This is a genomic window from Flavobacterium fluviatile (assembly GCF_010645065.1).
Taxonomy (GTDB): Bacteria; Bacteroidota; Bacteroidia; order Flavobacteriales; family Flavobacteriaceae; genus Flavobacterium; species Flavobacterium fluviatile.
The window spans coordinates 145,314-168,490 of the sequence record NZ_JAADZW010000004.1; the positions used below are offsets into that span (position 1 = coordinate 145,314).

Annotated in this window: 23 protein-coding genes and 1 tRNA gene; 8 read left to right on the forward strand and 16 right to left on the reverse strand. The window is 31.6% G+C overall.

Annotated features, from left to right (window positions below):
* Positions 1–71: 71 nt before the first annotated feature.
* Genes GXM17_RS07335 through GXM17_RS07345 form a run of 3 tightly spaced genes read right to left on the reverse strand, consistent with a single transcriptional unit; the run spans position 72 to position 2,454 of the window.
* Positions 72–461 (reverse strand): hypothetical protein, encoded by a 390-nt coding sequence (locus tag GXM17_RS07335; protein ID WP_163398645.1) that lies wholly within the window; start codon positions 459–461, stop codon positions 72–74.
* 8 nt (positions 462–469) lie between these two features.
* Complete coding sequence (locus GXM17_RS07340; RefSeq protein WP_163398646.1) at positions 470–1,954, reverse strand: GH3 auxin-responsive promoter family protein; 1,485 nt, start codon at positions 1,952–1,954, stop codon at positions 470–472.
* Positions 1,955–1,965: 11 nt separating this feature from the next.
* Positions 1,966–2,454: a peptidase gene (locus GXM17_RS07345; RefSeq protein WP_163398647.1), complete on the reverse strand. Its 489-nt coding sequence runs from the start codon at positions 2,452–2,454 to the stop codon at positions 1,966–1,968.
* 208 nt (positions 2,455–2,662) lie between these two features.
* On the opposite strand from GXM17_RS07345, the gene GXM17_RS07350 reads away from it, so the two are divergent.
* Together GXM17_RS07350 and GXM17_RS07355 are read left to right on the forward strand one after the other, a co-directional pair.
* A complete protein-coding gene (locus GXM17_RS07350; protein WP_163396186.1) occupies positions 2,663–2,839 on the forward strand; it encodes a Sec-independent protein translocase subunit TatA/TatB in 177 nt (58 codons plus the stop codon).
* 171 nt (positions 2,840–3,010) lie between these two features.
* Entirely contained in the window at positions 3,011–4,402 is a 1,392-nt protein-coding gene (locus tag GXM17_RS07355) for a glycosyl hydrolase family 8 (RefSeq protein WP_163398648.1), read from the forward strand.
* A gap of 59 nt (positions 4,403–4,461) precedes the next feature.
* Here the strand turns inward: GXM17_RS07355 and GXM17_RS07360 are convergent, their stop codons facing one another.
* The 5 genes from GXM17_RS07360 to GXM17_RS07380 all read right to left on the reverse strand — a co-directional run bounded on the left by GXM17_RS07360 (position 4,462) and on the right by GXM17_RS07380 (position 10,466).
* Positions 4,462–5,109: a hypothetical protein gene (locus GXM17_RS07360; RefSeq protein ID WP_163398649.1), complete on the reverse strand. Its 648-nt coding sequence runs from the start codon at positions 5,107–5,109 to the stop codon at positions 4,462–4,464.
* Positions 5,110–5,328: 219 nt separating this feature from the next.
* Positions 5,329–7,140, reverse strand: coding sequence for a DUF2326 domain-containing protein (locus GXM17_RS07365; protein ID WP_163398650.1), 1,812 nt, complete (start codon positions 7,138–7,140; stop codon positions 5,329–5,331).
* On the reverse strand, positions 7,127–7,369 hold the full coding sequence (locus GXM17_RS07370) for an ABC-three component system middle component 8 (RefSeq protein WP_163398651.1): 243 nt from the start codon (positions 7,367–7,369) through the stop codon (positions 7,127–7,129). The genes GXM17_RS07365 and GXM17_RS07370 overlap by 14 nt, the downstream gene beginning before the upstream one ends.
* On the reverse strand, positions 7,366–8,307 hold the full coding sequence (locus GXM17_RS07375) for an ABC-three component system protein (RefSeq protein WP_163398652.1): 942 nt from the start codon (positions 8,305–8,307) through the stop codon (positions 7,366–7,368). The genes GXM17_RS07370 and GXM17_RS07375 overlap by 4 nt, the downstream gene beginning before the upstream one ends.
* Before the next feature lie 35 nt (positions 8,308–8,342).
* Positions 8,343–10,466, reverse strand: coding sequence for a Tex family protein (locus GXM17_RS07380; RefSeq protein WP_163398653.1), 2,124 nt, complete (start codon positions 10,464–10,466; stop codon positions 8,343–8,345).
* Positions 10,467–10,584: 118 nt separating this feature from the next.
* Between GXM17_RS07380 and GXM17_RS07385 the strand changes: the two genes are divergently transcribed.
* Complete coding sequence (locus GXM17_RS07385) at positions 10,585–10,854, forward strand: DUF1294 domain-containing protein (protein ID WP_163398654.1); 270 nt, start codon at positions 10,585–10,587, stop codon at positions 10,852–10,854.
* On the opposite strand, the gene GXM17_RS07390 is transcribed toward GXM17_RS07385, so the two are convergent.
* The 3 genes from GXM17_RS07390 to GXM17_RS07400 all read right to left on the reverse strand — a co-directional run bounded on the left by GXM17_RS07390 (position 10,837) and on the right by GXM17_RS07400 (position 13,660).
* A complete protein-coding gene (locus tag GXM17_RS07390) occupies positions 10,837–11,979 on the reverse strand; it encodes an ATP-binding protein (protein WP_163398655.1) in 1,143 nt (380 codons plus the stop codon). The two genes, GXM17_RS07385 and GXM17_RS07390, sit on opposite strands and share 18 nt — an antisense overlap.
* Positions 11,980–12,187: 208 nt before the next feature.
* Positions 12,188–12,619, reverse strand: a complete 432-nt coding sequence (rpiB, locus tag GXM17_RS07395) for a ribose 5-phosphate isomerase B (protein ID WP_163398656.1) — start codon at positions 12,617–12,619, stop codon at positions 12,188–12,190.
* 807 nt (positions 12,620–13,426) lie between these two features.
* A complete protein-coding gene (locus GXM17_RS07400) occupies positions 13,427–13,660 on the reverse strand; it encodes a putative signal transducing protein (RefSeq protein WP_163398657.1) in 234 nt (77 codons plus the stop codon).
* A 110-nt stretch (positions 13,661–13,770) separates the two neighbouring features.
* On the opposite strand from GXM17_RS07400, the gene rnr reads away from it, so the two are divergent.
* From rnr to GXM17_RS07415, 3 genes are read left to right on the forward strand one after another with little or no spacing between them, the layout of a single operon-like run.
* Positions 13,771–15,951, forward strand: coding sequence for a ribonuclease R (gene rnr / locus GXM17_RS07405; protein ID WP_163398658.1), 2,181 nt, complete (start codon positions 13,771–13,773; stop codon positions 15,949–15,951).
* A 24-nt stretch (positions 15,952–15,975) separates the two neighbouring features.
* On the forward strand, positions 15,976–16,644 hold the full coding sequence (locus tag GXM17_RS07410) for a head GIN domain-containing protein (protein ID WP_163398659.1): 669 nt from the start codon (positions 15,976–15,978) through the stop codon (positions 16,642–16,644).
* Between the two features lie 6 nt (positions 16,645–16,650).
* Positions 16,651–17,328, forward strand: coding sequence for a LysE family translocator (locus GXM17_RS07415; protein WP_163398660.1), 678 nt, complete (start codon positions 16,651–16,653; stop codon positions 17,326–17,328).
* A gap of 522 nt (positions 17,329–17,850) precedes the next feature.
* On the opposite strand, the gene GXM17_RS07420 is transcribed toward GXM17_RS07415, so the two are convergent.
* From GXM17_RS07420 to GXM17_RS07435, 4 genes are all read right to left on the reverse strand, one after another.
* Positions 17,851–17,921: transfer RNA gene (locus GXM17_RS07420), tRNA-Cys, on the reverse strand.
* A 94-nt stretch (positions 17,922–18,015) separates the two neighbouring features.
* Positions 18,016–18,375 (reverse strand): dihydroneopterin aldolase, encoded by a 360-nt coding sequence (gene folB, locus GXM17_RS07425; RefSeq protein ID WP_163398661.1) that lies wholly within the window; start codon positions 18,373–18,375, stop codon positions 18,016–18,018.
* A 2-nt stretch (positions 18,376–18,377) separates the two neighbouring features.
* On the reverse strand, positions 18,378–18,689 hold the full coding sequence (locus tag GXM17_RS07430) for a hypothetical protein (RefSeq protein ID WP_163398662.1): 312 nt from the start codon (positions 18,687–18,689) through the stop codon (positions 18,378–18,380).
* Positions 18,680–18,895: a hypothetical protein gene (locus GXM17_RS07435; RefSeq protein WP_163398663.1), complete on the reverse strand. Its 216-nt coding sequence runs from the start codon at positions 18,893–18,895 to the stop codon at positions 18,680–18,682. The genes GXM17_RS07430 and GXM17_RS07435 overlap by 10 nt, the downstream gene beginning before the upstream one ends.
* Before the next feature lie 140 nt (positions 18,896–19,035).
* Between GXM17_RS07435 and GXM17_RS07440 the strand changes: the two genes are divergently transcribed.
* Together GXM17_RS07440 and GXM17_RS07445 are read left to right on the forward strand one after the other, a co-directional pair.
* A complete protein-coding gene (locus GXM17_RS07440; RefSeq protein ID WP_163398664.1) occupies positions 19,036–21,153 on the forward strand; it encodes a glutamine--tRNA ligase/YqeY domain fusion protein in 2,118 nt (705 codons plus the stop codon).
* 651 nt (positions 21,154–21,804) lie between these two features.
* Positions 21,805–22,131 (forward strand): YtxH domain-containing protein, encoded by a 327-nt coding sequence (locus GXM17_RS07445; RefSeq protein ID WP_163398665.1) that lies wholly within the window; start codon positions 21,805–21,807, stop codon positions 22,129–22,131.
* A gap of 38 nt (positions 22,132–22,169) precedes the next feature.
* Here GXM17_RS07445 and GXM17_RS07450 read toward each other — a convergent pair whose 3' ends face one another.
* Positions 22,170–23,150 (reverse strand): SPFH domain-containing protein, encoded by a 981-nt coding sequence (locus GXM17_RS07450; protein WP_163398666.1) that lies wholly within the window; start codon positions 23,148–23,150, stop codon positions 22,170–22,172.
* Positions 23,151–23,177: the final 27 nt, after the last annotated feature.

The following is a 23,177-nucleotide window of genomic DNA, read 5'->3' on the forward strand; positions in this document are numbered from 1 at the left end:
CCAATAAACGAAAGTAGGAATTATATATGTTATTTTTATCCGATTCTGTAAATGTCATATAATTATAACATTTATTTTAAACTGCTATTTATAATTTGAATGACCTCACATTCTGCCGCCTTTTTTATGACCTTCCATAAAAAAGCTTTTAATCCAATTTTAATTCGTCCTTTATGAAGTTCTATAAGGGCTTCATTTAATATCCACATTTTTGCCTTTCCTGAAGTAGGAACTCGTAATGATTTATCTAAAATGATATTATCTTCATCATCCAAAAATTCTGGCCAGATCATCCATTGTTGTCTGATTTTTTCATCACCAGAATACATAAAATCCGAACGGTATCCCTGAACTGGATTTCCATTTGGCCTTCCGCCTTCTTCTGGAGAAAAAAAGCGATATTGAACTATAAAATCACAGTCTCTATTTCTATTTTGTTTATAAGGTATGTGAAAATCCAAATTCTGACTTATCTCAAATTATCTGCAATCTTTCGATCATTTGACAACCTCGGAATTTTATTCTGACCGCCCAATTTCCCTTGTGATTTCATGTATTGCTGAAATCCGTTTTTTGAAACTTTGGTAATGACTACCTTCTGTAAAACATTTCCGGTAATTAAATCGTCGTAATAAATGTTTTGTTTTCTCATCGAATTGTCAATTGCTTCGGCGAAAGCCTGTATATTTTCAGGTTCTTTTTCAAATTCAATCAGCCATTCGTGATAGGGTAATCCGCTGGCTGGCGTTATTTGTGGAGCAACAGTAAATTCATTGATTACAATATTCGTATCGGCAGTTGCTTCTTTCATGGCATTTTCTACTTCATTTGCAATCACGTGCTCTCCAAAAGCCGAAATATAATGCTTGATACGCCCGGAAACGATAACACGATACGGAGCCAAGGAAGTAAACTGAACGGTATCCCCAATGTTGTAACGCCAGAGCCCTGCATTTGTAGAAACAATTAAAGCATAGTTTACTCCTTTTTCTACTTCACCAATAGTATAGCTTTTTGGATTTTCGGTAAAAAATTCATCTGCTTTTATAAACTCGTAGAAAATACCTGAGTTCAGCAGCAGGAGCATTCCTTTTTCTTTTTGGGAATCCTGATAGGCGAAAAATCCTTCTGAAGCCGGAAACAACTCAATGCTGTCCACTTTTTTACCAATCATCTGCTCAAATTTTGCACGGTAAGGCTCATAATTAACACCACCGTAAATAAACAAATTGAAGTTTTTGAATATCTCGCTAATCTTTTTTCCACCGCTTTTTTCCTGCAGTTTTTCAAAATACATCTGGACCCAGGACGGAATTCCTGAAATTACAGACATATCTTCCTTAATCGTTTCATCAACAATTGCATTTACTTTGGTTTCCCAGTCTTCGATGCAATTTGTTTCCCAGGATGGCATTCTGTTTCTCTGCAGATATTTTGGAACAAAGTGCGCTACTATTCCGGAAAGTCTGCCAAAATTTATTCCGTGTTTTTCAGTCAAAATTGGGCTTCCCTGCAAAAAAATCATTTTACCATCAACAAAATCAGCATTTCCTGTTTCGTGTATATAATGAAGGATTGCATTACGCGCTGCATTAATATGATACGGCATTGAATCTTTGGTAAGCGGAATATATTTCGCTCCGGATGTTGTTCCGGAAGTCTTGGCAAAATAAATGGGTTTTCCTCTCCACAGAATATTTTCCTGACCTGATTTTACTTTTTCTATGTACGATTTTAAATCTTCATAATCCCGAACAGGAACATTTTTTTTAAAATCTTCAATTGTTGTTATTGCGCCAAAATGATGGTCTTTTCCAAATTCAGTTGCTTTGGCACTCTCGATCAGATTCTTAAAAACCCTGAGCTGAGTTTCAACAGGTTTATCTGACCAGGAAAGTGTTTGTTTGTATATTTTTCGGGCAAAAATTTTTGCTGCTATTGACTTGATCGACATTTTGTGTGGTATTATTTCTTTTTGTTTGCTTTAGTTCCACTCGACTCATTTTCTATTTCGGCAACCCTTTCCCTGAGTTTAATTTCCTCTTCTGTGGCATTCATATTAGTTTTGGGAATTTCTTCAGACTCAGCCAGAATTGAATCTTTATTGAATTTCGAATATTCTAATTCTCCATTCAGCACTTTCTGAATAGACTTGATATAAGCTTCATTTTTTTTAAGGGAAGTTGTCAATGAATCCGATTTTATAGCCAGTTCCAAAGCATTCTTTTTTAACTCAGAAGAAGAATATCCTGGAATAAATTCCCGCAGGGGTGTAAATGCAATTATATAAGTAGTAATAAGAATTAAGAAAATTCCGCCAAATGAAAGAACGACAAAAACATTCATAAGGTTAAGTTTGAATGAAAAAATTTCCTCAAATGTATCTTCGTTCAAAATAACCAATCGGTTTTTGTTGAATAATTTTTTCCTGAAGTTATGTTTTTTCCCTGACATTACGGTTATTTATACCCGCAAATATAGCAATTAATGATTTTAAATATTGCTGAAGAAATTTGCACAAAATTATTTAATTTATTATTTTATAAAATATTTAACGCAGCTCCATACAAATATTTTAAACCAAAAACTATTCTTCTCCGTATATTTCTATACCTTTGCTTAAAATTTAGAAACAATTTGCTTCGGCATTAAATATACAATCATGGGAAGATTAGGTCTTACAGAAATCCTTGTTATAGTAGGTATTGTTTTATTACTTTTTGGAGGTAAAAAAATTCCGGAATTAATGAAAGGTTTGGGAAGCGGAATTAAGGAATTTAAAAATGCTGCCAAAGACGATCAGTCTGCTGTTAAAAAGCAGGAAGAAGAAGTTAAATAAGACGCTGTAAAGTAGTCTTTTTAGAATCCCAACTGGAATCCGAACGATTTTAGTTGGGATTTTTTGTGCCTCATTTTTGAAGAAATATTCAACTGTGTTTCCTGCTGTGCTTCTGAATTTTTTTATTTATATAAAAAATCTTACTTTTATCATCCCTAAATTTATATAAGTATGAAAAACCTATTTCTATTAGTGAGTATTTTTCTATGTATCGAAAATCATTCACAAACAAAACCCTTCCCTGTCAATATTGTTTTTAATAACGGCTTAATGGCAACCTCAAAAAACAGCCAGGATGCTAAAGCCAATTACGATACATGGAAATCTAATTTTACTGAAACCTGTAACAACGGCAGATACAGAGTAAAATTCAATTCCTCGCAAACAGTTTCTGAAGGTATTGCTTATGGTATGCTTTTAAGCGTTTATTCTGCTGATAAAACTCTTTTTGACGGACTGTGGCTGTATTATAAAGATAATGCTAACAGTAATGGTGTTATGAACTGGCGAATTAACGGCTGTTCCGGAGTTGATGGTCAAAATGGTGCTACTGATGCAGAACTCGACGCTGCTTTTGCCTTAATCGTTGCCGATTATCAGTGGGGAAGCACCGGGACAATCAATTATAAAAATGATGCTAAAACTTTAATTACTGCCATTAAAACCCATGAAATTGAAGCTAACACTTTTGTGCTAAAACCGGGAGATGCTTTTGGCGGAAGCCAGATAACAAATCCGTCTTACTTCTCTCCTGCTTATTACCGCGCTTTTGGTGCTTTTACCAATGATACTGTTTTTTGGAATACTGTTGCTTCAAAATCTTATGTTATTATCAACAATAATTTAACTGTTAATAATGCTGTTGGCGGTTTAGTATCTGACTGGTGTGAAGCTTCAGGAAATTATTCAGCAGAAGCTAATGGATACGCAAATGCCGGTAAGACCTACAGTTACGATGCAGCCAGAACTCCATGGAGAATAGCAGTTGACTACTTATGGTATGGAACTCCGGAGGCTAAAACGTATTGTAAAAAATCATCCGACTTTGTACGTATAAATTTGGGAGGATCCGCCAATATTAAAAGCGGCTATAACCAAAACGGAACAGTTACCGAACAATGGAACAATGCTCCTTTTGTGGGTGCTTTTGCCTGCGCAGCAATGGCGGGTGAAAATCAGGCTCATTTAGATGCTTCTTATGCTGATTTAAAAAATATAAATGAACCAGGCAATTATTTCAATCACACATTAAAAACATTGTATTCGTTTTTATTAACAGGAAATTTTTATCTGCCACCAAGTGCAACTTTATCTAATGATGATTTTGATATGGAAAAATCTACCGTTTTGCTTTACCCAAATCCTAGTGCTGATAAATTTACTGTCTTTGCTCCTGAAAATTCAGTAATTACGGTTTTATCTCCGCAGGGAAACCTTATTTCAGAACGAAAAACATCTTCTGAAAACACTGAAATTAATTTGACTAATCAATCCTCAGGTTTGTATCTCATAAAAATTACAAACGGAACTAAAACTGTCACCAAAAAAGTGATTTTAAAATAAATTAAAAACGCCCAAACTACGAATTGTAATTTGGGCGTTTTTGCATTTAATTGATGCTATTACTTACATTTATTTCTTTCAAAAATACCAATCAGCTGATGCAATGCTGTTTTAGTTTTAAAATCTTCTTTTTCAATAGCGGCAATCAGTTTCGGGCATCCTGCAAAAGCTTCTTTGGACATTTTTTTGATATTGGATTCTGTCTGCGTATGCACGGCTATACCTGCGCTTGATTTTAAAAACCCAAAATACAGTTCATCTCCTTTTTTCTTTCCAAAATAATAGGTTGTACCTCCAAATTGCCCTGAAGTTTTACCTTTTGAAGGATTGTATTGCATAGTTCCCGCAAAATCTACACAGCCTACTTTTATATCTCTGTCATAAATAATGTAAAACCATTTTTTCTCTTTTGATTTCGAAAATTTTCCGGTAAAAGCATTCGCAGAAGTTAAATAAAATTTTTCGGCCAGAAACTCATTTCTGTCGTCATCTGTGAATTCTATTTTTTTGATATCTGCACTTGCAATCTTTTCTTTTTTAGCTTTTTCGTCAGTTTTGAAAGCTACTTTAGAGTCACCACTTTCAACCAATTCGGCAAAACCTGTTCTTTTAGTACCGTCTTCCATGTACAAAACGGCCTTAATAAATTTAGCATGACCAATAGTCGAAAATAAAACTGCAAATGCAATTAAAATAATTTTTTTCATGATTTGGGGATTTAATGATTTCTTACAAATATATAGTATTGGGAAGAATTATTTTTAAAAGAAAACTCCCAAACTATGAATTAAGTAGTTTGGGAGTTTTTATCTATTGATTCTAATAATTTTTGGATTCTGTTATTTTAGAAATGGAATTTTACAATATCATCGTCAATTGAATTCTCTTTCTATCCTCATCCACTTTTTTGTAATATTTGATTAATATCAAAAACTAAATCCAAATAAAGTTCCTTCCTCGTTTTTATCATTCAATTGTAAAACAATTTCTTTCTCTTTAAAGTAAATTATTTCGTCTTTTTCATCAACAGGTAAGTCAGATTTTATCACTGATAAAATGTACTGAATATTATATTCTTTTGCTAACTTATCTATCAGTTCGAGAAGTCTCAACTTAATCCCATTATCCTGAGTTGAGAGTACATCATCATGATAAATAAATCTAAAAAATGATTGATTATTATAACTTGCCAAAATTGCTAAATCAAAAACCACACACAATATTTTTTTATAAGTAGTTCCTTCATCTTTTGCAGTACTTTTATTAGTATTATCCAATACTTTCGGTGGTGGAAATTCAATGTTATTATTTGCATTTAAATACCAAGAAATATTAGCGCTTTCATTCATTATTTCTTTATAATATAAATGAAACTTTTTCCTTATATCATCATACTTTTCATTTTCTTCGGTATGTCTATGCAAAAATTTTAACTTATCTATAGTGCTTTCAATATCGCTTTTCTTGGCTTCAATTTCATCTTCTTTAGAAAAGATTAAATCAATATAACTAATTTTAGAATTTACCTCGTTAAGTTCTTCTTCCTTTTTTGCTAAAGCTTTTTGATACGTTTTAAACTTTTTGAAAGTATCAGTATCTTGTAAAACAGATAATAGATTTTCTTTTTTTGAATTTAATTCAATTAAACTCGAATTTATTAGCTTTAATTCCTTTTCCTTTTTTGCTAAAATACCTTTTATTAATTTGTTTCTCTCTACTGTAATTTTAGAATTAAATTCTAATAACTCTTGATAATCCTTTTTAATTTGATCTCCAAAATAGATTCCTGTTTCCTCAAAAACTTTCTCAACTTTATTTATCTCAAAAGCAAAGTCATTTTGGATTGATTTTTTTAACTTATCAATTTCATAGTTAAGATTATATGATAATGAATTATACTCACTTATTGAATTTTCAATATCTGATATTCCATTTTGGATTAGTTTTTTATCTTGTTCATAAAAGTTAAAAGCATCTATTTTCTTTTCAATCTCTAAATTATTCTCTTCAATTGATCTCTTTTCCGCAATTAATGAATCCCTATCTTTCTTATCTATTTTATATTCTCTTTTAAGAGTTCCGATAAAACCTTTTAGTTCTTCAATTTCATCATCATTTTCATATTTTTTTAGTAGCAAATCACCATCAAAACCTAATAAATCAAATATAAAGGGCTTCCAATATTTGTGTTTACCATTTGAAAACTTAGATAACTGAAAAACATCTTTATAATCGTCTGGAGGAGTTCTTAAATTATAACTTAATGCCTTTCTATAATCATAATTTTTATCGAAAAAAAAGTCATAGTTTAAATATTCTGCTAAAACATCTTTTGCTTTATCAATTGAAATATTTTCAATAGTAAACTTTAAAGGAGGAGAAAAACCCATTTCTCTCTTTTCAGAAATGTTAAATGCTATTTTTGTATTATTTTCAATGCCTCTTTTTATTGTCAAAAATTTCCCGTTATTGAGCTCAATTTCTAAATAAAAAATATAATCATTGAAAATAGATTTTTTATTAATATCTGTCAACTTTAAAAGAAAATCCTTTTTATCAATTTTTTTTAATAACAAAAAATCAATTAACTCTGCTACTTTTGTTTTACCTAAATCATGAGAATTTTTTCGCTCTTTCAATTTAGTTTGCACATCAGCATATATTACATTTAATCCATTCAAATTGAATAAAATGTTTTTAAAGTTTTCCTTGTTACTATATAATTTACTTAGCTTCATTAAAAGTAAAGGTATCTGTTAGTTCCTGATATTTAATCTTATTTAATAAAAACAAAAAATTTAAAGCATAAGGATAATTTTCCTTTGCTTTATCTCCCAATTCATTAATAACCTTTCCTAGTAATTTATCATATTCAATGTTAGAATGTGCTTTTAATAATTTTATAATGAATGCACTAATATTTATAACTGAATAATCTGGGTTTGTATGTCTATTCGGTTTTATCATTTTAATCCTATTTCACAATTCATATACATATAATGAAGAAGCGTTGAAATATGTCTTTTTCCGCCTTTTAGATTATTGTTGTTGTCAGCCAATTTTTGATAAATAAAAACTAAAACTTCATCAAACATATCAAAATTATCTCTTTTCAAGGTAATCAAAGCACTTAATTCTGAAGTAATATCAAAGTAGTAATCTCTAAACTCAGAATTTTTATCATCTTCTAAAAAAATTTGAATCTTTGTAAATTCTAATAGTGACCTAGATAAGATTTCATTTTCAAAATAATCTTTACTCAATAAATTTTTCTTGTTTTTCTCCTCTATTTCAATTTTGTCAAAATCATATTTAACTTCTTCAACTTTTGTTTTAATATCTTCTGAAATCTTTGATAATTGTTTTTTAAACTCTAAAATAATATCTTTAATTTCTTCTTCAGAAAAATCAAAAGGAATATGGTGTTTGTTTAGTTCAAATAACTTAACAATATTTTTGTTTTGATTTAAATATCGATTAATTGTTTCTTTTCCAATTATTTCGACATTTTGTAAAGCTGTTTCATTTTTTATTTTTTTTAGAAGTCTTTCACCTTTTATTCCAGTATATTTTCTGTTTGTAAAGATCAAATAATTATCAACCTCTCCATTTTCTTTTAATTTCTTTATACTTTGAATTTCAAGATTCATCAATTTTTCAAACTCACTATCAGAACAAGATGCTTGGGAGTTTGTTGTAAACTTTGCTTGAATTATAAACTTTCCTTTCCAAGAATCTATACTAGATGGAAAATTAGTTGCTGTTCCTGTAAATTTTCCATCTCTTCCTCCATCTTTACCTTCTGAAAATTCAATAACACCTGTACCTAGTATTTTTTCACAAATTGTATTTACTAATCTTTCGAATTTTTTATCGTCATCAAGTAATTCTAGCTTATAATCCATTGAAACTCCATGTTTTTTACAAATCTACAAAATAATTAAATTACCATCGTCAACTGAATCCTCTTCCTATCCTCATCAACCTCAGTAACCTTCACATCAACATGCTGATGCAGTTTTACTACTTCATTTACATCATTTACAAAACCAGCTTTTAATTGCGAAATATGAACCAATCCGCTTTCTTTGATTCCGATGTCAACAAAACAGCCAAAGTTGGTAATGTTGTTCACAATTCCGGGAAGAATCATTCCGTTTTTCAAATCTTTAATCGATTTCACATTCGCATCAAACTCAAAAACCTTCGCGGATTTTCTTGGGTCTAATCCGGGTTTTTCAAGCTCTTTTATGATGTCTTTTAGTGTTAGTAAACCTACTTCATGTGTAATATAGTTTTCGGCCTTAATAAGCGCTGTTTTCTCTTTGTTTGCGATTAAGTCGTTTACCGAAAGTTTTAAATCTTTTGCCATTTTCTCTACAACCGGATAAGCTTCCGGATGTACCGCTGAATTGTCTAACGGATTTTTAGCATTTGTAATTCTAATAAAAGCTGCCCCTTGTTGATACGCTTTATCTCCCAGACGAGGTACTTTTTTCAGTTGTTTTCTGTCTTCAAATGGTCCGTTTTCAGAGCGGTATTGTACAATGTTTTCGGCAAGCTTCTCTCCTATTCCACTCACATAACTCAACAGATGTTTACTGGCCGTGTTGATGTTAATTCCAACCGAGTTTACGCAACGGATTACGGTATTATCTAATTCTTCTTTTAACTTTGTCTGGTCAACGTCGTGCTGGTACTGCCCTACTCCAATGGCTTTCGGATCAATTTTTACCAATTCTGCCAAAGGATCTGAAAGTCTTCGCCCGATAGAAACCGAACCACGAACGGTTACATCATAATTAGGGAATTCTTCTCTGGCAATTTTCGAAGCCGAATAAACCGATGCGCCGGCTTCTGAAACTACAAATACCTGAACCGGTTTGTCGAACGCAATTTTTTTGATAAAAAATTCGGTTTCGCGGGAAGCTGTTCCGTTTCCAATTGAAATCGCATCAATTTTATACGAATTGACCATCGAACGAATTTTTTTCATTGCCATGGTTTCTTCGTTTTGAGGAGCATGGGGATAAATGGTTTCATTGTATAATAAATCGCCTTTTTCGTCCAGACAAACTACTTTACACCCGCTTCTGAATCCCGGATCGATTGCCAGAATTCGTTTTTCCCCCAATGGCGGCGCCAATAACAACTGACCCAAATTGTTCGCAAAAACCTGAATCGAATTGGCATCTGCTTTTGCCTTGGCTTCCTGAAGGGTTTCATTTCCAATTGCCGGATTAAGCAAACGTTTGTAACTGTCTTCGATCGATAATTGTAAATGAGCTGTGGTATTGTTTTGTTTTTTAATGATGATTTCGTCAATAATATCGTAAGCTTCATCTATATCAACATCAATTTTTATTTTGATAAAACCTTCATTTTCTGCACGAAGCATAGCCAGTAAACGGTGTGCCGGAGCTTTTGTCAAAGATTCTTCCCAGTCAAAATACTGACTGAATTTTTGCGCTCCTTCTTCCTCCGCTTTCTTTTTAACGACTTTTGTTGCAATGGTAGCTTTTCGCTGAAACAATCTACGAAGCTGTTTACGGACATATATATTCTCATTGATCCATTCGGCTACAATATCTCTTGCACCCTGCATGGCTGCCTCTTCATTAATTACATTTTCATTGATGTATTGTGTCGAAACAAAATCGACATCAACATCACTTTCTGACATGATAATTTTTGCCAGAGGTTCCAGTCCAAATTCACGGGCAACATCAGCTTTTGTTTTTTTCTTCTTTTTGTACGGAAGGTAAAAATCTTCAATTTCCTGTAAATCAAAACTGTCTTCAATTTTTTTCTTCAATTCCGGCGTAAGTGCTTTTTGCTCTTCGATAGATTTTAAAACGGCCTCTTTACGTTTTATCAGCGTATCGTATTCTTTTTGCAGTTTCGCAATCTGTTCAATAACAGTTTCGTCAAGGTTTCCGGTAGCATCTTTTCGGTAACGGGAAATAAACGGGATTGTACAGTCTTCTTCTAATAACTTTACTGTGTTTTGAATGTTAATCGCTGCTGTTTGGACAGTCTTGGCAATGAATTGTATGTTTGTCATTGTATGAATGAGATAATGTGTCAAATTGAAAATTAGATAATTATATGCCTTTGTTGCATTTGTATAAATGAAATAATTATATCGCTAAAATAATATCTTTGTTTATAATTTTAAGCGGATGGAAGTTTTATTACTGTATTTTTTAATTATAAATTTTGCTGTGTTTGTTATGGCGGGATATGACAAATACCCGGCTACTAAAAATAAACGCAGAGTTCCTGAAAACACTCTTTTTTCAATGGCTTTTTTGGGAGGTTCCTTTGGTTTATTATTTGCTATGTTATTATTCAGACATAAAACGAGTAAATCGTCTTTTATTATGAAGTTTGTGGCGATTATTTTAGTGCAAATTGTACTGATTCATTTCAGACTAACTAATAAAATCTAAGTAATTCTTTTTATTAATAACATTGAAACTTGCTTCTGGATAAGCTTTTGCAAACGCTGTTGGAATCTTTGCTTTTTTGTTTTCATTCCATTTGAATTCATATCCTCGTAATACACCATTTTCTTCCTCTAACCAATCCAGTTCTTGTTGGTCATAAGTACGCCAAAAATAGTTTAAGATTGTTTTTTGTGTATAATTTTGAAATTTAACACGTTCTGATGCTATATAATTTTCCCATAATTCTCCTACATCGTTTCTGTAATCCAATTGGCTGAAATTGGCTATAATTGCATTTCTAATGCCGTTATCATAAAAATACCACCTGTTGGATTTTGTTACCTCTTTTCTTAAATTTCGGCTGAAACCTGTCACTTTATAAATTACGAAAACCTTGGAAAGTAAATCTAAATAACTTTCGACTGTATTTTTTGAAATACCTAATTGTTTGGCCAATTCCTGTAAGGAAACTTCTTTTCCTACTTGGAAAGCAATCAACTTCAATAAATCTAAAATTTTATTAGATTGTTTAATACCTTCGTAAACTAAAATATCTTTTAATAAATATGAGTTGACTATCTCTTTTAAATAATTGATTTTATCATTCCAGTCCTCATACTGCTCCAGTTCAGGGTAACTTCCAAAAAGTAATCGTTCTTCCAATTTTTGAGTAGTTTCCTTGAAATTCTCATATTTTTCAAATTCCATTTGAGCCATTGGAAATAAATATATTGTATTCTTTCTTCCCACTAAAGGTTCACCTAATTTGTTAGACAAATCAAAAACCGATGAGCCTGTTGCAATAACTTTTATTCCTTCAACTGAATCTACAATCAATTTTAAAATCAATCCAATTTCAGGAATATTTTGAGCTTCATCAATTACTAATAATTTTATGTTTGCTAAAAGGCGCTTATAATTACTCACTGATCGTTCTTTTAACAAAAAAGCATCCTGAATATCTTCTCCATTTAATTGTAAATAATCTTCTTTGGGGATTGTAGATATATAATTTTTTATAAATGCCGTTTTTCCAACGCGCCTTGCCCCCAATAAAATCAAAACTTTATTTGGTAGCACCTTTTTGCTGAAATGATCTAAAATCGCTCTTTTTAAATAACTTTCCATTTCATTATTTATTAAAATGAATATCAAAGTTAAAATAAAAAATGTAAATTCAGTCAGTAAATTGATTAAATTAATGTAAATTCAGTCAGTACATTGACTGTATTAATGTAAATTCGATTTTTAACCTAATTAAAAATAAAAAAACCGGACAAATATAAATCGGTCCGGTTTGTCTATGTACAGGTGCGGAGCACCGAATTTTTTACTTTTACGAACAAGCAATTTTGTTCACTCTGTTTTGATGTCTTCCACCTTCAAATTCAGTATTCAGAAAAGTTTCAACCATTTCTACTGCCTGAGGGATTGAAGTAAAACGTGCCGGAATACTGATAATGTTAGCATCATTATGTAAACGAATTAAAACCGCAATTTCTTTCGTCCAGCATAGTCCGGCTCTCACTTTGGGATGTTTATTAACAGTCATGGCTATTCCGTTTCCGCTTCCGCAGATTACGATTCCAAAATCAGCTTTTCCTTCAGATACATCTTTGGCTACCGGATGTCCAAAATCAGGATAATCAACAGAATCTTCAGAATCTGTTCCGTAATTGGTTACTTCATATCCTCTCGCTTTAAGCATTTCTACAATTGCTTTTTTATACTCTGGTCCAGCGTGATCGTTTCCTATCGAGATTTTCATTTTTAAATACTATTAAGTTCTGTTTTGCAAATTTACTCATTTAATATATGTTTGCTACTGATTACACCAATTTTCACTAATTTCTTTAAAATCAATAAGTTTTAAAACATTATTAATAATCATAAACGTAGGGAGTGGAATGTAATACGTTATATATACTATAAAAATTTACAACTATCTAATTTTTAAATATTTACAGGGTTATTAACAATCTTGATAACTTCATAAGTGTCTCACAATCAATAAAGAATAAACATACTATTTGTTAAAATTTTGAGGTGTTAATAGTAGTTCGTAATTCATTGATATTCAGTTAACTTTAAATTAACAGAAAATGTTAATAAGTTCGAAAAGAAAATTAGAAGTTTTTTTTGGTTGTTTTCAAAAATTTCATAATCCAAAACCAAAATTAAATATGCAAGAAAAGTTTCATGAATTTTTAGAAAAGTTATGAATATCAAAAACACTATTTTCAACAGAAATTAACATATCAACTTATCTACAAAATCAATTCAAATTTGGTTGTCAACCGTTGTTAATTAAAATACAAAAAGTCTTATAAATTAATCATTTAACCAAAAATAACTATGTTGATAACTCACAATAAATAAGTAAAACGAGATTTCAATGACTTTAAAAATAAATTTATTCGACATATTAACACACTATAATAACCATCAAATTTTTTTAAATTTTTAAAAATCTTTTTTGTTGTATTTAATATATGTTGAAAACTAAAAAAGTTGGAAAGTAAAAATTTTATTTTTTGAAATGAATTTTATTGTGATTTGAAATTGAAGTTTTATTTCAAACGATTTTAAGCGGATTGTTGAGATTATCGAGAATTTCCTGAACTTGCTCGAAATCGTTTGGATGAACTTTGAGTTTGATTCCGCCCAATGCCGTTGTGTACAAAGGAACTACTGAGAGTGTGATTTCGTTTTCGAAGAAATAGGGTATTTCTTCTTGTTCCAGTAAATGTTTGAGAACCACTGTTTCGTGATGATAATTGAATACGGCGATGGTCTTAAAGCTTTCCATATAAGGTGTTTTTGTAAATGTACGAAAAGTTATAATTTTAATAATTCTAATTGTTAAAATCTATAATCTGATTTCTTATTTGTAATTTTAAACTTTATAAGAAAAGATATATGAGTAAGAAAATTAGAAAGCCGATAAAAAAAGAGAAGGATTTCTCCGGAAAAATAGTGAAGATTTTATCGCAAAGTGCTAATAAAGCATTTAATTATAAACAGATAGCAGCCACACTTGAACTTGACGATACAAAAAGCAGAAACCAGATTATAAAAGATTTAAAAATTCTGGCAGCTTCCAAAAAAATTACAGAAACAGAACCCGGTAAGTATTTAATCAAAGCGATCAGCCAGGATTATTACGAAGGCACAATCGATATGACGAGCAGAAAAACGGCATATTTCATCTGTGACGAATTTGAAGAAGATGTTTTTATTCCGACCAATAATCTCAATCGTGCTTTAGACAAGGACAAAGTAAAAGTTTACGTTTACAACCGTAGAAAAGGAAAAAGACCTGAAGGAGAAGTAATTGAAGTATTAGAAAGAGAGAAAACAGAGTTTGTTGGCGTTATAGATATACAACCAAATTTTGCTTTTGTTGCTACTGCAAATCCTAAAATGTACACCGATATTTTTATTCCAAAAGATAAAATTGGAGAAGCAGAAAATGGTGATGTTGTTTTGGTAAAGATTGAAGACTGGCCAAAAAAAGCTGATAGTCCGTTTGGATCTGTAATTCGTGTATTAGGAAAACCGGGTGAGCATAATACTGAGATTCATGCCATTTTAGCTGAGTACGGTCTTCCATCTGATTTTCCGGTAGAAGTAGAGGTTTTTGCACAAAAACTGGATACTTCGATTCAGGAATCTGAGATTGCAAAACGTCGTGATATGCGTGATACGCTTACGTTTACCATAGATCCAAAAGATGCAAAAGATTTTGATGATGCATTGTCTTTCAAAAAGTTAGAAAACGGAAACTTCGAAATCGGAATTCATATTGCCGATGTTTCGTATTATTTAGAAGAAGGAACAATTCTGGATGATGAGGCCTATCAACGAGCCACTTCGGTTTATTTAGTGGATAGGGTAGTGCCAATGCTTCCTGAAGTATTATCGAATTTTGCCTGTTCGCTTCGCCCAAATGAAGAGAAATATACTTTCTCTGCAGTTTTTGAAGTTTCTCCATCAGCCCAGGTTATCAGTCAGTGGTTTGGCAGAACTGTAATTTATTCGGATCAGCGTTTTGCATACGAAGAAGCGCAATATATCATTGAAACAAAAGACAATACCATTCCATTGGAAACTTCCATCACAGGAGAATCTTATGTTGTTTCAGATGAGATGGTTGAAGCTACTTTAAAATTAGATGAATTAGCGAAGATTTTAAGAAAGAAAAGAATGCAGAATGGCGCTATTTCTTTTGACAAAGTAGAAGTAAAATTTAATTTAGATGCAGAAGGAGAACCGGAAGGAGTTTACTTCAAAATCTCTAAAGATGCCAATCATCTTATTGAAGAATTTATGCTTTTAGCCAATAGAAAAGTGGCAGAATATATTGGTAAACAAAAGAAAACTTTTGTATATCGTATTCACGACGAACCAAACGAAGACAAATTAATTGCAATGGCAGCTGTAATTGCTAAATTTGGTTATAAGTTAGATTTCAGAAATAAAGGTGATATTTCAAAATCCCTGAATTCCTTAATGGAAGAAGTAAATGGCAAAAAGGAGCAAAATCTTATTGATACTCTTGCTATTAGAAGTATGAGCAAAGCCAAATATTCGACAGATAACATTGGTCATTACGGTTTGGCTTTTGATTATTACAGCCATTTTACATCTCCGATTCGTCGTTATCCGGATGTAATGGTACACCGTTTATTGCAGTATTATCTGGATGGAGGAGCTTCTGTAGACGAAGAAACATATGAGACCAAATGTCTGCATTGTTCCAACATGGAAAGCTTAGCCACTAATGCTGAAAGAGACAGTATCAAATACATGCAGGTTAAATACATGCAGGATCATCAGGATGAGGAATTCCTTGGCGTTATTTCCGGTGTTACCGAATGGGGAATTTATGTAGAAATTGTTTCTAATAAATGCGAAGGAATGGTGAGAATCAGAGAGATCAAGGATGACTATTATACTTTCGATGAAAAACAATATGCACTGGTTGGAGCTACTTCAGACAGTATATTGCAATTAGGTGACGAAATTTACGTTAAAGTAAAAAATGCCGATTTAGTTAAAAAACAACTGGATTTTCATTTTTTAAGAAGAGCTGAATAAGTGGTTAAATTTTAAAATTAAAAAATGAAAAAGTTAATTATTGTAGTTATAATTTTGTTTATACAAATGTCTTTTGGACAGGTTACCAAAGAATTAGGAGATTTTGATACCGTTAAAGTTTACGATAAACTGAATGTAAAATTAGTTCAGTCGTCTGAAAATAAAATTGTTATAAAAGGCGCAAGGGAATCAGAACTGGAAGCTGTCAATAAAAACGGTATTTTAAAAATCAGAATGCCTTTTCCTAAGCTTTTATCTGGTGATGATTTAGATGTTACTTTGTACTACAAACATATCGAACTGATTGATGTTAATGAAGGGGCAGAGGTTACAAGTGATGAAACTATAAAAGCTACTTCGTTTAAGGTAAGTGCTCAGGAAGGCGGAAAAATAAATGTAGATTTGGATGTTGATAAGCTTAAAGTAAGTTCTGTTTCCGGAGGAGAAATCACTGCAACCGGTAAAGCAGATCACCTTGATGCTGGCCTGGGAGCAGGAGGATATTTCCTTGGAAGTAAATTAGCCACATCCCAGACAAAAGTAAGCGTTTCTGCTGGTGGAAAAGCAGATGTTAATGCTTCAACCCTTGTTGATGCAAAAGTAAGCGCAGGAGGCTCTATTTACATTTATGGAAAACCTAAACAAATTAACCAAAAAACAGTTTTTGGAGGTAAAATAGAAGAAGTAAAATAATATTTAATGATAAATGATATTCTGGCTGGGCTGCCATGGGGACTTGTTCTGAGCTTTATGGTAGGTCCGGTATTTTTTGTTTTATTGGAAACCAGTATTACCAAAGGTTTCAGATCAGCAATTGTCTTTGATTTTGGAGTTGTATTAGGAGACATTTTTTTTATAGCTATTGCTTATCTGGGAAGCTACAGACTGATTTCTAGTCTAAAAGACAAACCCGCTCTTTTTATTTTTGGCGGCATTATAATGCTGTCTTACGGTATTATTTCATTCGTAAAACTGAAAAAAGGAGAAAAAATAAATGATGAAGAAATTGATCGTGATATTCTAAAAAGAAATTACGGTAGTTTGTTTGTAAAAGGCTTTTTACTGAACGTTATTAACATTGGAGTTCTTGGTTTCTGGCTTGCCGTTATTATTTCAGTCGGTCCAAAATTGCAGATGCAGACTCCAAGAATGATGACTTTTTTTACTTCTGTCATTGTCACTTATTTATTGGTTGATTGTCTTAAAATAGTATTAGCAAAACAATTAAAATCTAAAATGACACCTGTCAATATTCTAAAAATTAAAAAAGGAATCAGTATTGTTTTGATGGTATTTGGAGTAGTTTTAATGATTCAGGGCTGGTTTCCAAAAGAAAAAGAAATGGTTAAAAATGCTTTTGAAAGAATAGAAAAGTAGTTTGTTAATAACTCAAAGATATAAAATTAAACCTCTGAATTTCAGAGGTTTTTTTGTTTTTATAAGTTTATCAAAGTTATTCACGTATAGTTTGTCATTTCTCCCTTCGGTCGAAATGACACTCGGGATTCGACAAGATTGGAACCACACTTTATGGAGTTTCTCGTGTGATTTCTCCCTTCGGTCGAAATGACAAAAATCGAAAAAATTATCCATAAAAAAAACCTTCAAATTGCTTTGCAGGTTTTGAGGGAACGTGCGTATTCGAACCGATATCTTAAACTAATTTTTCCTAAAAATTATCCATAAAAAAAAACTTCAAATTGATTTGAAGATTTGGAAACATCGTGCGTATTCGAACCGATATCTTAAACTAATTTTTCCTAAAAATTATCCATAAAAAAAAACCTTCAAATTGCTTTGAAGATTTGGAAACATCGTGCGTATTCGAACCGATATCTTAAACTAATTTTTCCTAAAAATTATCCATAAAAAAACCTTCAAATTGCTTTGAAGGTTTTGAGGCATCGTCCGGATTCGAACCGGAGTAGGAGCTTTTGCAGAGCCCAGCCTAGCCGCTCGGCCACGACGCCATTGCTTGAACGGTTGGCAAAAGTAACTAAAATCTTTAAATTTCAAAAGTTTCAAAGAAAGTATTTTAAAATTTTAAATATTAGATTAAATAAATTACTTTCTGATTTCCTTCATTTTTATGGTAACTGATTCAACATCACCACCAATAGGAGGATTTATTTTAGAAACCCAAACTGTCGTTTTTTCTACAGTTTCAATCTCATCAAGAATACGATTATTGATTCTTTTGGCTACATGCTCTAATAAATGTGAACGAATTGCCATTTCTTCAGTGACAATTTTGTTCAAATGTACGTAATCAACCGTATCAGCTAAGTGATCTGTTTGTGCAGATTGCTGTAAATTGGTTTTTATTTTTAAATCAATAGTGTAATCAGATCCTATTTTTCCTTCTTCAATCATACATCCGTGATATGAAAAAGTACGAATGTTTTTAAGTTTTATAATACCCATTTTTATAGTTTTATTCTAGTATTTTCTGGATTTTGATAGTTGGATGTTACAGCTTGAATCGAAACATTTTTTTCGTCTTCATCGACCGTAAAATGAATTATATAAGGAAATTTTTTTAAGGGTAACGTACCAACAATGTTGTATTTTTCTTCAAAAAAAGGCAATGTATTTAATGTTAGAGCATAGTTTTTAAACTCTTTATAAAATAATTTGCCCAAGCCTTTTCTTATAGATTCATAATAAAAAGCTGTTTCATCTACTTCTAGTTTTGCTCTCGGAAGAATTATAGTTTTATAATTTCCTTCTAAAGCCATTTTTTATCTAACTCTTTTAATGCATCTTCTAGCGAAATATAATCTTCAGGTTTAGCGTTTTTTATACGTTCCAAAACCATTTCTTGCTGCCATAAAGGAATTTCATTTTCCACCTTTTCATCTATAGAAACTTCAGGAACATGCTTGAAAAAACTAACAAAAGTTTCATAAAAATCGTCCGGAATTGTAACAGTTAATTGTCTCATAATTCTCAATACTTATACAAAAATACTAAATAAATTAATCTCAGGTTTTAGCTTTAGCGTTTGAGGTTTACGCCACTTAAATAACTTTAAACCTAAAACCTGAAACCTTTTTTTTATCTTTGCTAAAATTACTATAAATAATGGCATCAGAAGATAAATCACTTAATTTTATTGAACAAATTGTAGAGGAAGATTTAAAATCAGGTCTTTCAAATTCTAAGTTACGTTTTCGTTTCCCACCTGAACCAAACGGTTATTTACACATTGGACATGCAAGTTCTATTGCTTTAAACTTTGGTTTAGGGATTGATTACCAGTCCCCTGTAAATTTGCGTTTTGACGATACAAATCCCGAAAAAGAAGAACAGGAATTTGTTGATGCTATTAAAAGAGATGTGGAATGGCTGGGCTATAAATGGGCCGAAGAATGTTATGCATCAGATTATTTTCAGCAATTATACGAGTGGGCTGTTTTATTGATTAAAAAAGATAAAGCGTATGTTGACAGTCAGACTTCTGAAGAAATGGCAATCCAGAAAGGGACGCCTACTACAGTTGGAACTGACAGTCCATATAGAAATCGTTCTGTAGAAGAAAACCTTGATTTATTCGAAAGAATGAAAAACGGTGAATTTGAGGCCGGTACGCATATTCTTCGTGCCAAAATTGATATGAAATCTACAAACATGTTAATGCGTGATCCCATCATTTACAGAATTTTACACAAACATCATCACAGAACAGGAGATACCTGGAAAATCTATCCGATGTACGATTGGGCACACGGACAAAGCGATTATTTAGAAGCGATTTCACATTCATTTTGTACATTAGAATTTTTACCTCACCGCGAATTATACGATTGGTTTTTAGATCAGATTATAGACGAAAACAGAATACGTCCCAAACAAAGAGAATTTGCCAGACGTAACTTATCACATACGGTTGTTAGTAAAAGAAAATTACAGCAACTTGTGAAGGAAAAGCATGTTAACGGCTGGGATGATCCAAGAATGTCAACGATTTCAGGGTTACGAAGACGTGGTTATACCGCTGCATCTTTACGAAATTTTGCCAATACAATTGGTATTGCAAAACGTGATAATCTGATCAATGTTTCGGTTTTAGAATTCTGTATTCGTGAAGATCTGAACAAAATTGCACCTCGTGTAATGGCTGTTTTAGATCCTGTAAAACTGGTAATTACAAATTATCCGGAAGGAAAAGAGGAGTGGCTGGAAGCTGAAAACAATCAGGAAGATGAAAATGCAGGATTCAGAAAAGTACCTTTTTCCCGTGAATTATACATTGAAAGAGAAGACTTTTTAGAAGAAGCTCCTGCTAAATTTTTCCGTTTGACTTTAGGAAAAGAAGTTCGTCTTAAAAATGCTTATATTATTAAAGGTGAATCTGTTATAAAAGGTGAAAACGGAAATATTACAGAAATTCATGTAACGTATGATACAGATTCTTTAAGTGGAAGTGGTACTGAAGCCAGCCAGAGAAAAGTATCCGGAACATTACATTGGGTTTCTATCAAACATGCATTGGAAGCAGAGGTACGTTTGTACGACCGTTTGTTTACAGATGAAGCTCCTGACAGTTATAAAGAGAAAAATTTCTTAGATTTTGTGAATCCAAATTCATTAGAAATTGTTACTGGTTATGTTGAACCAAGTTTGGCAACAGCTCAAAATGAAGACAAGTTTCAGTTTCAGCGTTTAGGATATTTTACTGTTGATAAAGATTCAACTACTTCAAAATTAGTGTTTAACAAAACGGTTGGATTGAAAGATGCGTGGGAAGAAAAAGGTAAAAAAGAAGAAAACAGCATCAACAATTCTTTGAAAGATATCAACAAATATTTCAAAGTTGAGACTAAACCAGAAAGAATTGCAATTGAAAATGCAATAGGGGAGAGCATAAAAAATGTTTCCAGTTTTTCATTATTACAAAATTCTTTAAAAAAGAATATAAACAATAATAAAGCTTCATTGTTGTTTTCTCAGTTTTTATTGAAATATTCAAACTGGAAATCTTCGGATTTTGAAGATGAGGATATTAAAAAATTATATGTGATGTCTCTCAGAAGTGAATCGACTTATGTAAGGTCGAAAGCACTTTTGAATTTAAGAGATCTTGAAAGTGAAAGTTTGAGAAATCAATTTTCAGAAGAAATTTTGAAATTATATTCAAATCCACCAAAAAATGCTTCGGAAAGAGAAATTGAAATTCTCGCTGAAATGACGAAGAAGTAATATCAATATTATTTATTAAAAGCGCTTTCATTAGCGCTTTTTTTTATTATTTATTTTTTCTATTATATGTTTAAAATTATAATTTTAATAAATAAAAAGTAACCTTCATAAAACGATTTTAAGACATTTTCTAATTACTTTCGATTCATTTATCATCTTTCTAAAAATAGTTAAATAGGAAGCTTTATTTTGATTTTATGATCCATTTCATGCTCTTTTAATGCTTATCAACATTGAATTGTTGATAAAGTTAAAAAGAGATTTTATTTTCATTTAATTCAGCAAATAAACTTCAAAAATTCTATTTTCTACAAGCATCAATTTTATTTATCAACTAATTTAAATTTTAATATTTTAATTATTATTTATAAAAACTATCATTTTTTAAAAATTTATAGCTTATTATAATTAAAATTAACCTCCATAAATTAATTTTAAGACCACTTTTAATTTCTTTTATGTCATTAATCATCTTTTGAATTATTATTGATTTAATAGCCTTATTTTAATTTCTAACCTCAATTTTGTCAGTTTAACGGGTTGTTAACATTCAATTGTTTATAAAGTCCGTATTTTTATCTAAAGGTCAAATATGAAATTTTATAATTCAGAAAAGAGTATCTTTATTAATCACTTTTAAATTTTAATATTATGTCAAACAATACAAATACGATTGCAGCAATTTTAGCCGGTGCAGCAGTAGGAGCGGCGATAGGAATTTTGTTAGCTCCGGACAAAGGTTCAAACACAAGAGCAAAAATTAAAGAAAATCTGGGAGATACTGCCCACAATTTAAAAGATTCCTTTGAAGCAAGTTCAGAATTTTTACGTGAAAAATTCACAAGTGCTACACAAAATCTTGATGGAACTTTTGATGAGTTACTATCAAAAGTTAGTCATAAAACAGAAGAAGTTATTTCTTTTTTAGAATCTAAATTAGCTGATTTAAAAACTCAAAACGCTAAATACCAGAAATAAAAAAGAGGCAATTAAGCCTCTTTTTCTTTTTAAAACTATTATTTAATTTCTGGTGTTATGTCATCTTCGTATCCGGATTGTGGTTGAATCGGTTTTGGTTTCTCTACTTTTTTATTTGTTTTTTTCATCATTTCACCAACCTGATTAGAAGCTGTAAACGATGCAACCATATTGTTTAACATGTCACTTCCGGCTTGTGGAGAGTTTGGTAACAAGATCAAATTAGAATTGGCATCAGCTCCAATTGCCTGTAGTGTATCATAATGCTGCGTTACTACAATCAGGGCAGAAGCTTCCTGAGAATTGATTCCCACATTGTTCAGAACTTCAACACTTTCTACTAATCCTCGTGCAATTTCACGACGCTGATCTGCAATACCCTGACCTTGTAAACGTTTACTTTCTGCTTCAGCTTTTGCTTTTGCGACGATTCTGATTCTTGAACTTTCAGCTTCAAATTCTGCTGCCGTTTTTTCTCTGTCTGCAGCGTTGATTCTGTTCATTGCATTTTTTACCTGGATATCCGGATCAATATCGGTAACCAAAGTATTGATGATATCATATCCATATGTTGACATTGCTTCGTTTAACTCACGTTTTACTGCAACTGCAATATCATCTTTTCTTTCAAAAACATCATCTAATTTTAGTTTAGGAACTTCGGCACGAACCACATCAAATACATATGAAGTAATCTGATCATGTGGATATTCAAGCTTGTAAAAAGCTTCATAAACCTTTTCCTGAATTACTTTAAACTGAACCGAAACTTTCATTTTGATAAAAACGTTGTCTCTGGTTTTGGTTTCGATGATTACATCTAACTGTTGAATCTTAAGATTTACGCGCCCTGCAATTCTGTCAACTACCGGAATTTTAAGTTGCAACCCGGAATTTCTAACACTTTGAAATTTTCCAAATCTTTCAATAATTACAGAGGATTGTTGTTTTACTGTAAAGAATGATGATAGGAAAATAAAGAATGCAATTACAAAAATGATAATGAAAGGGATACTCATAATGATATTGATTTAAGTTTTTATTGG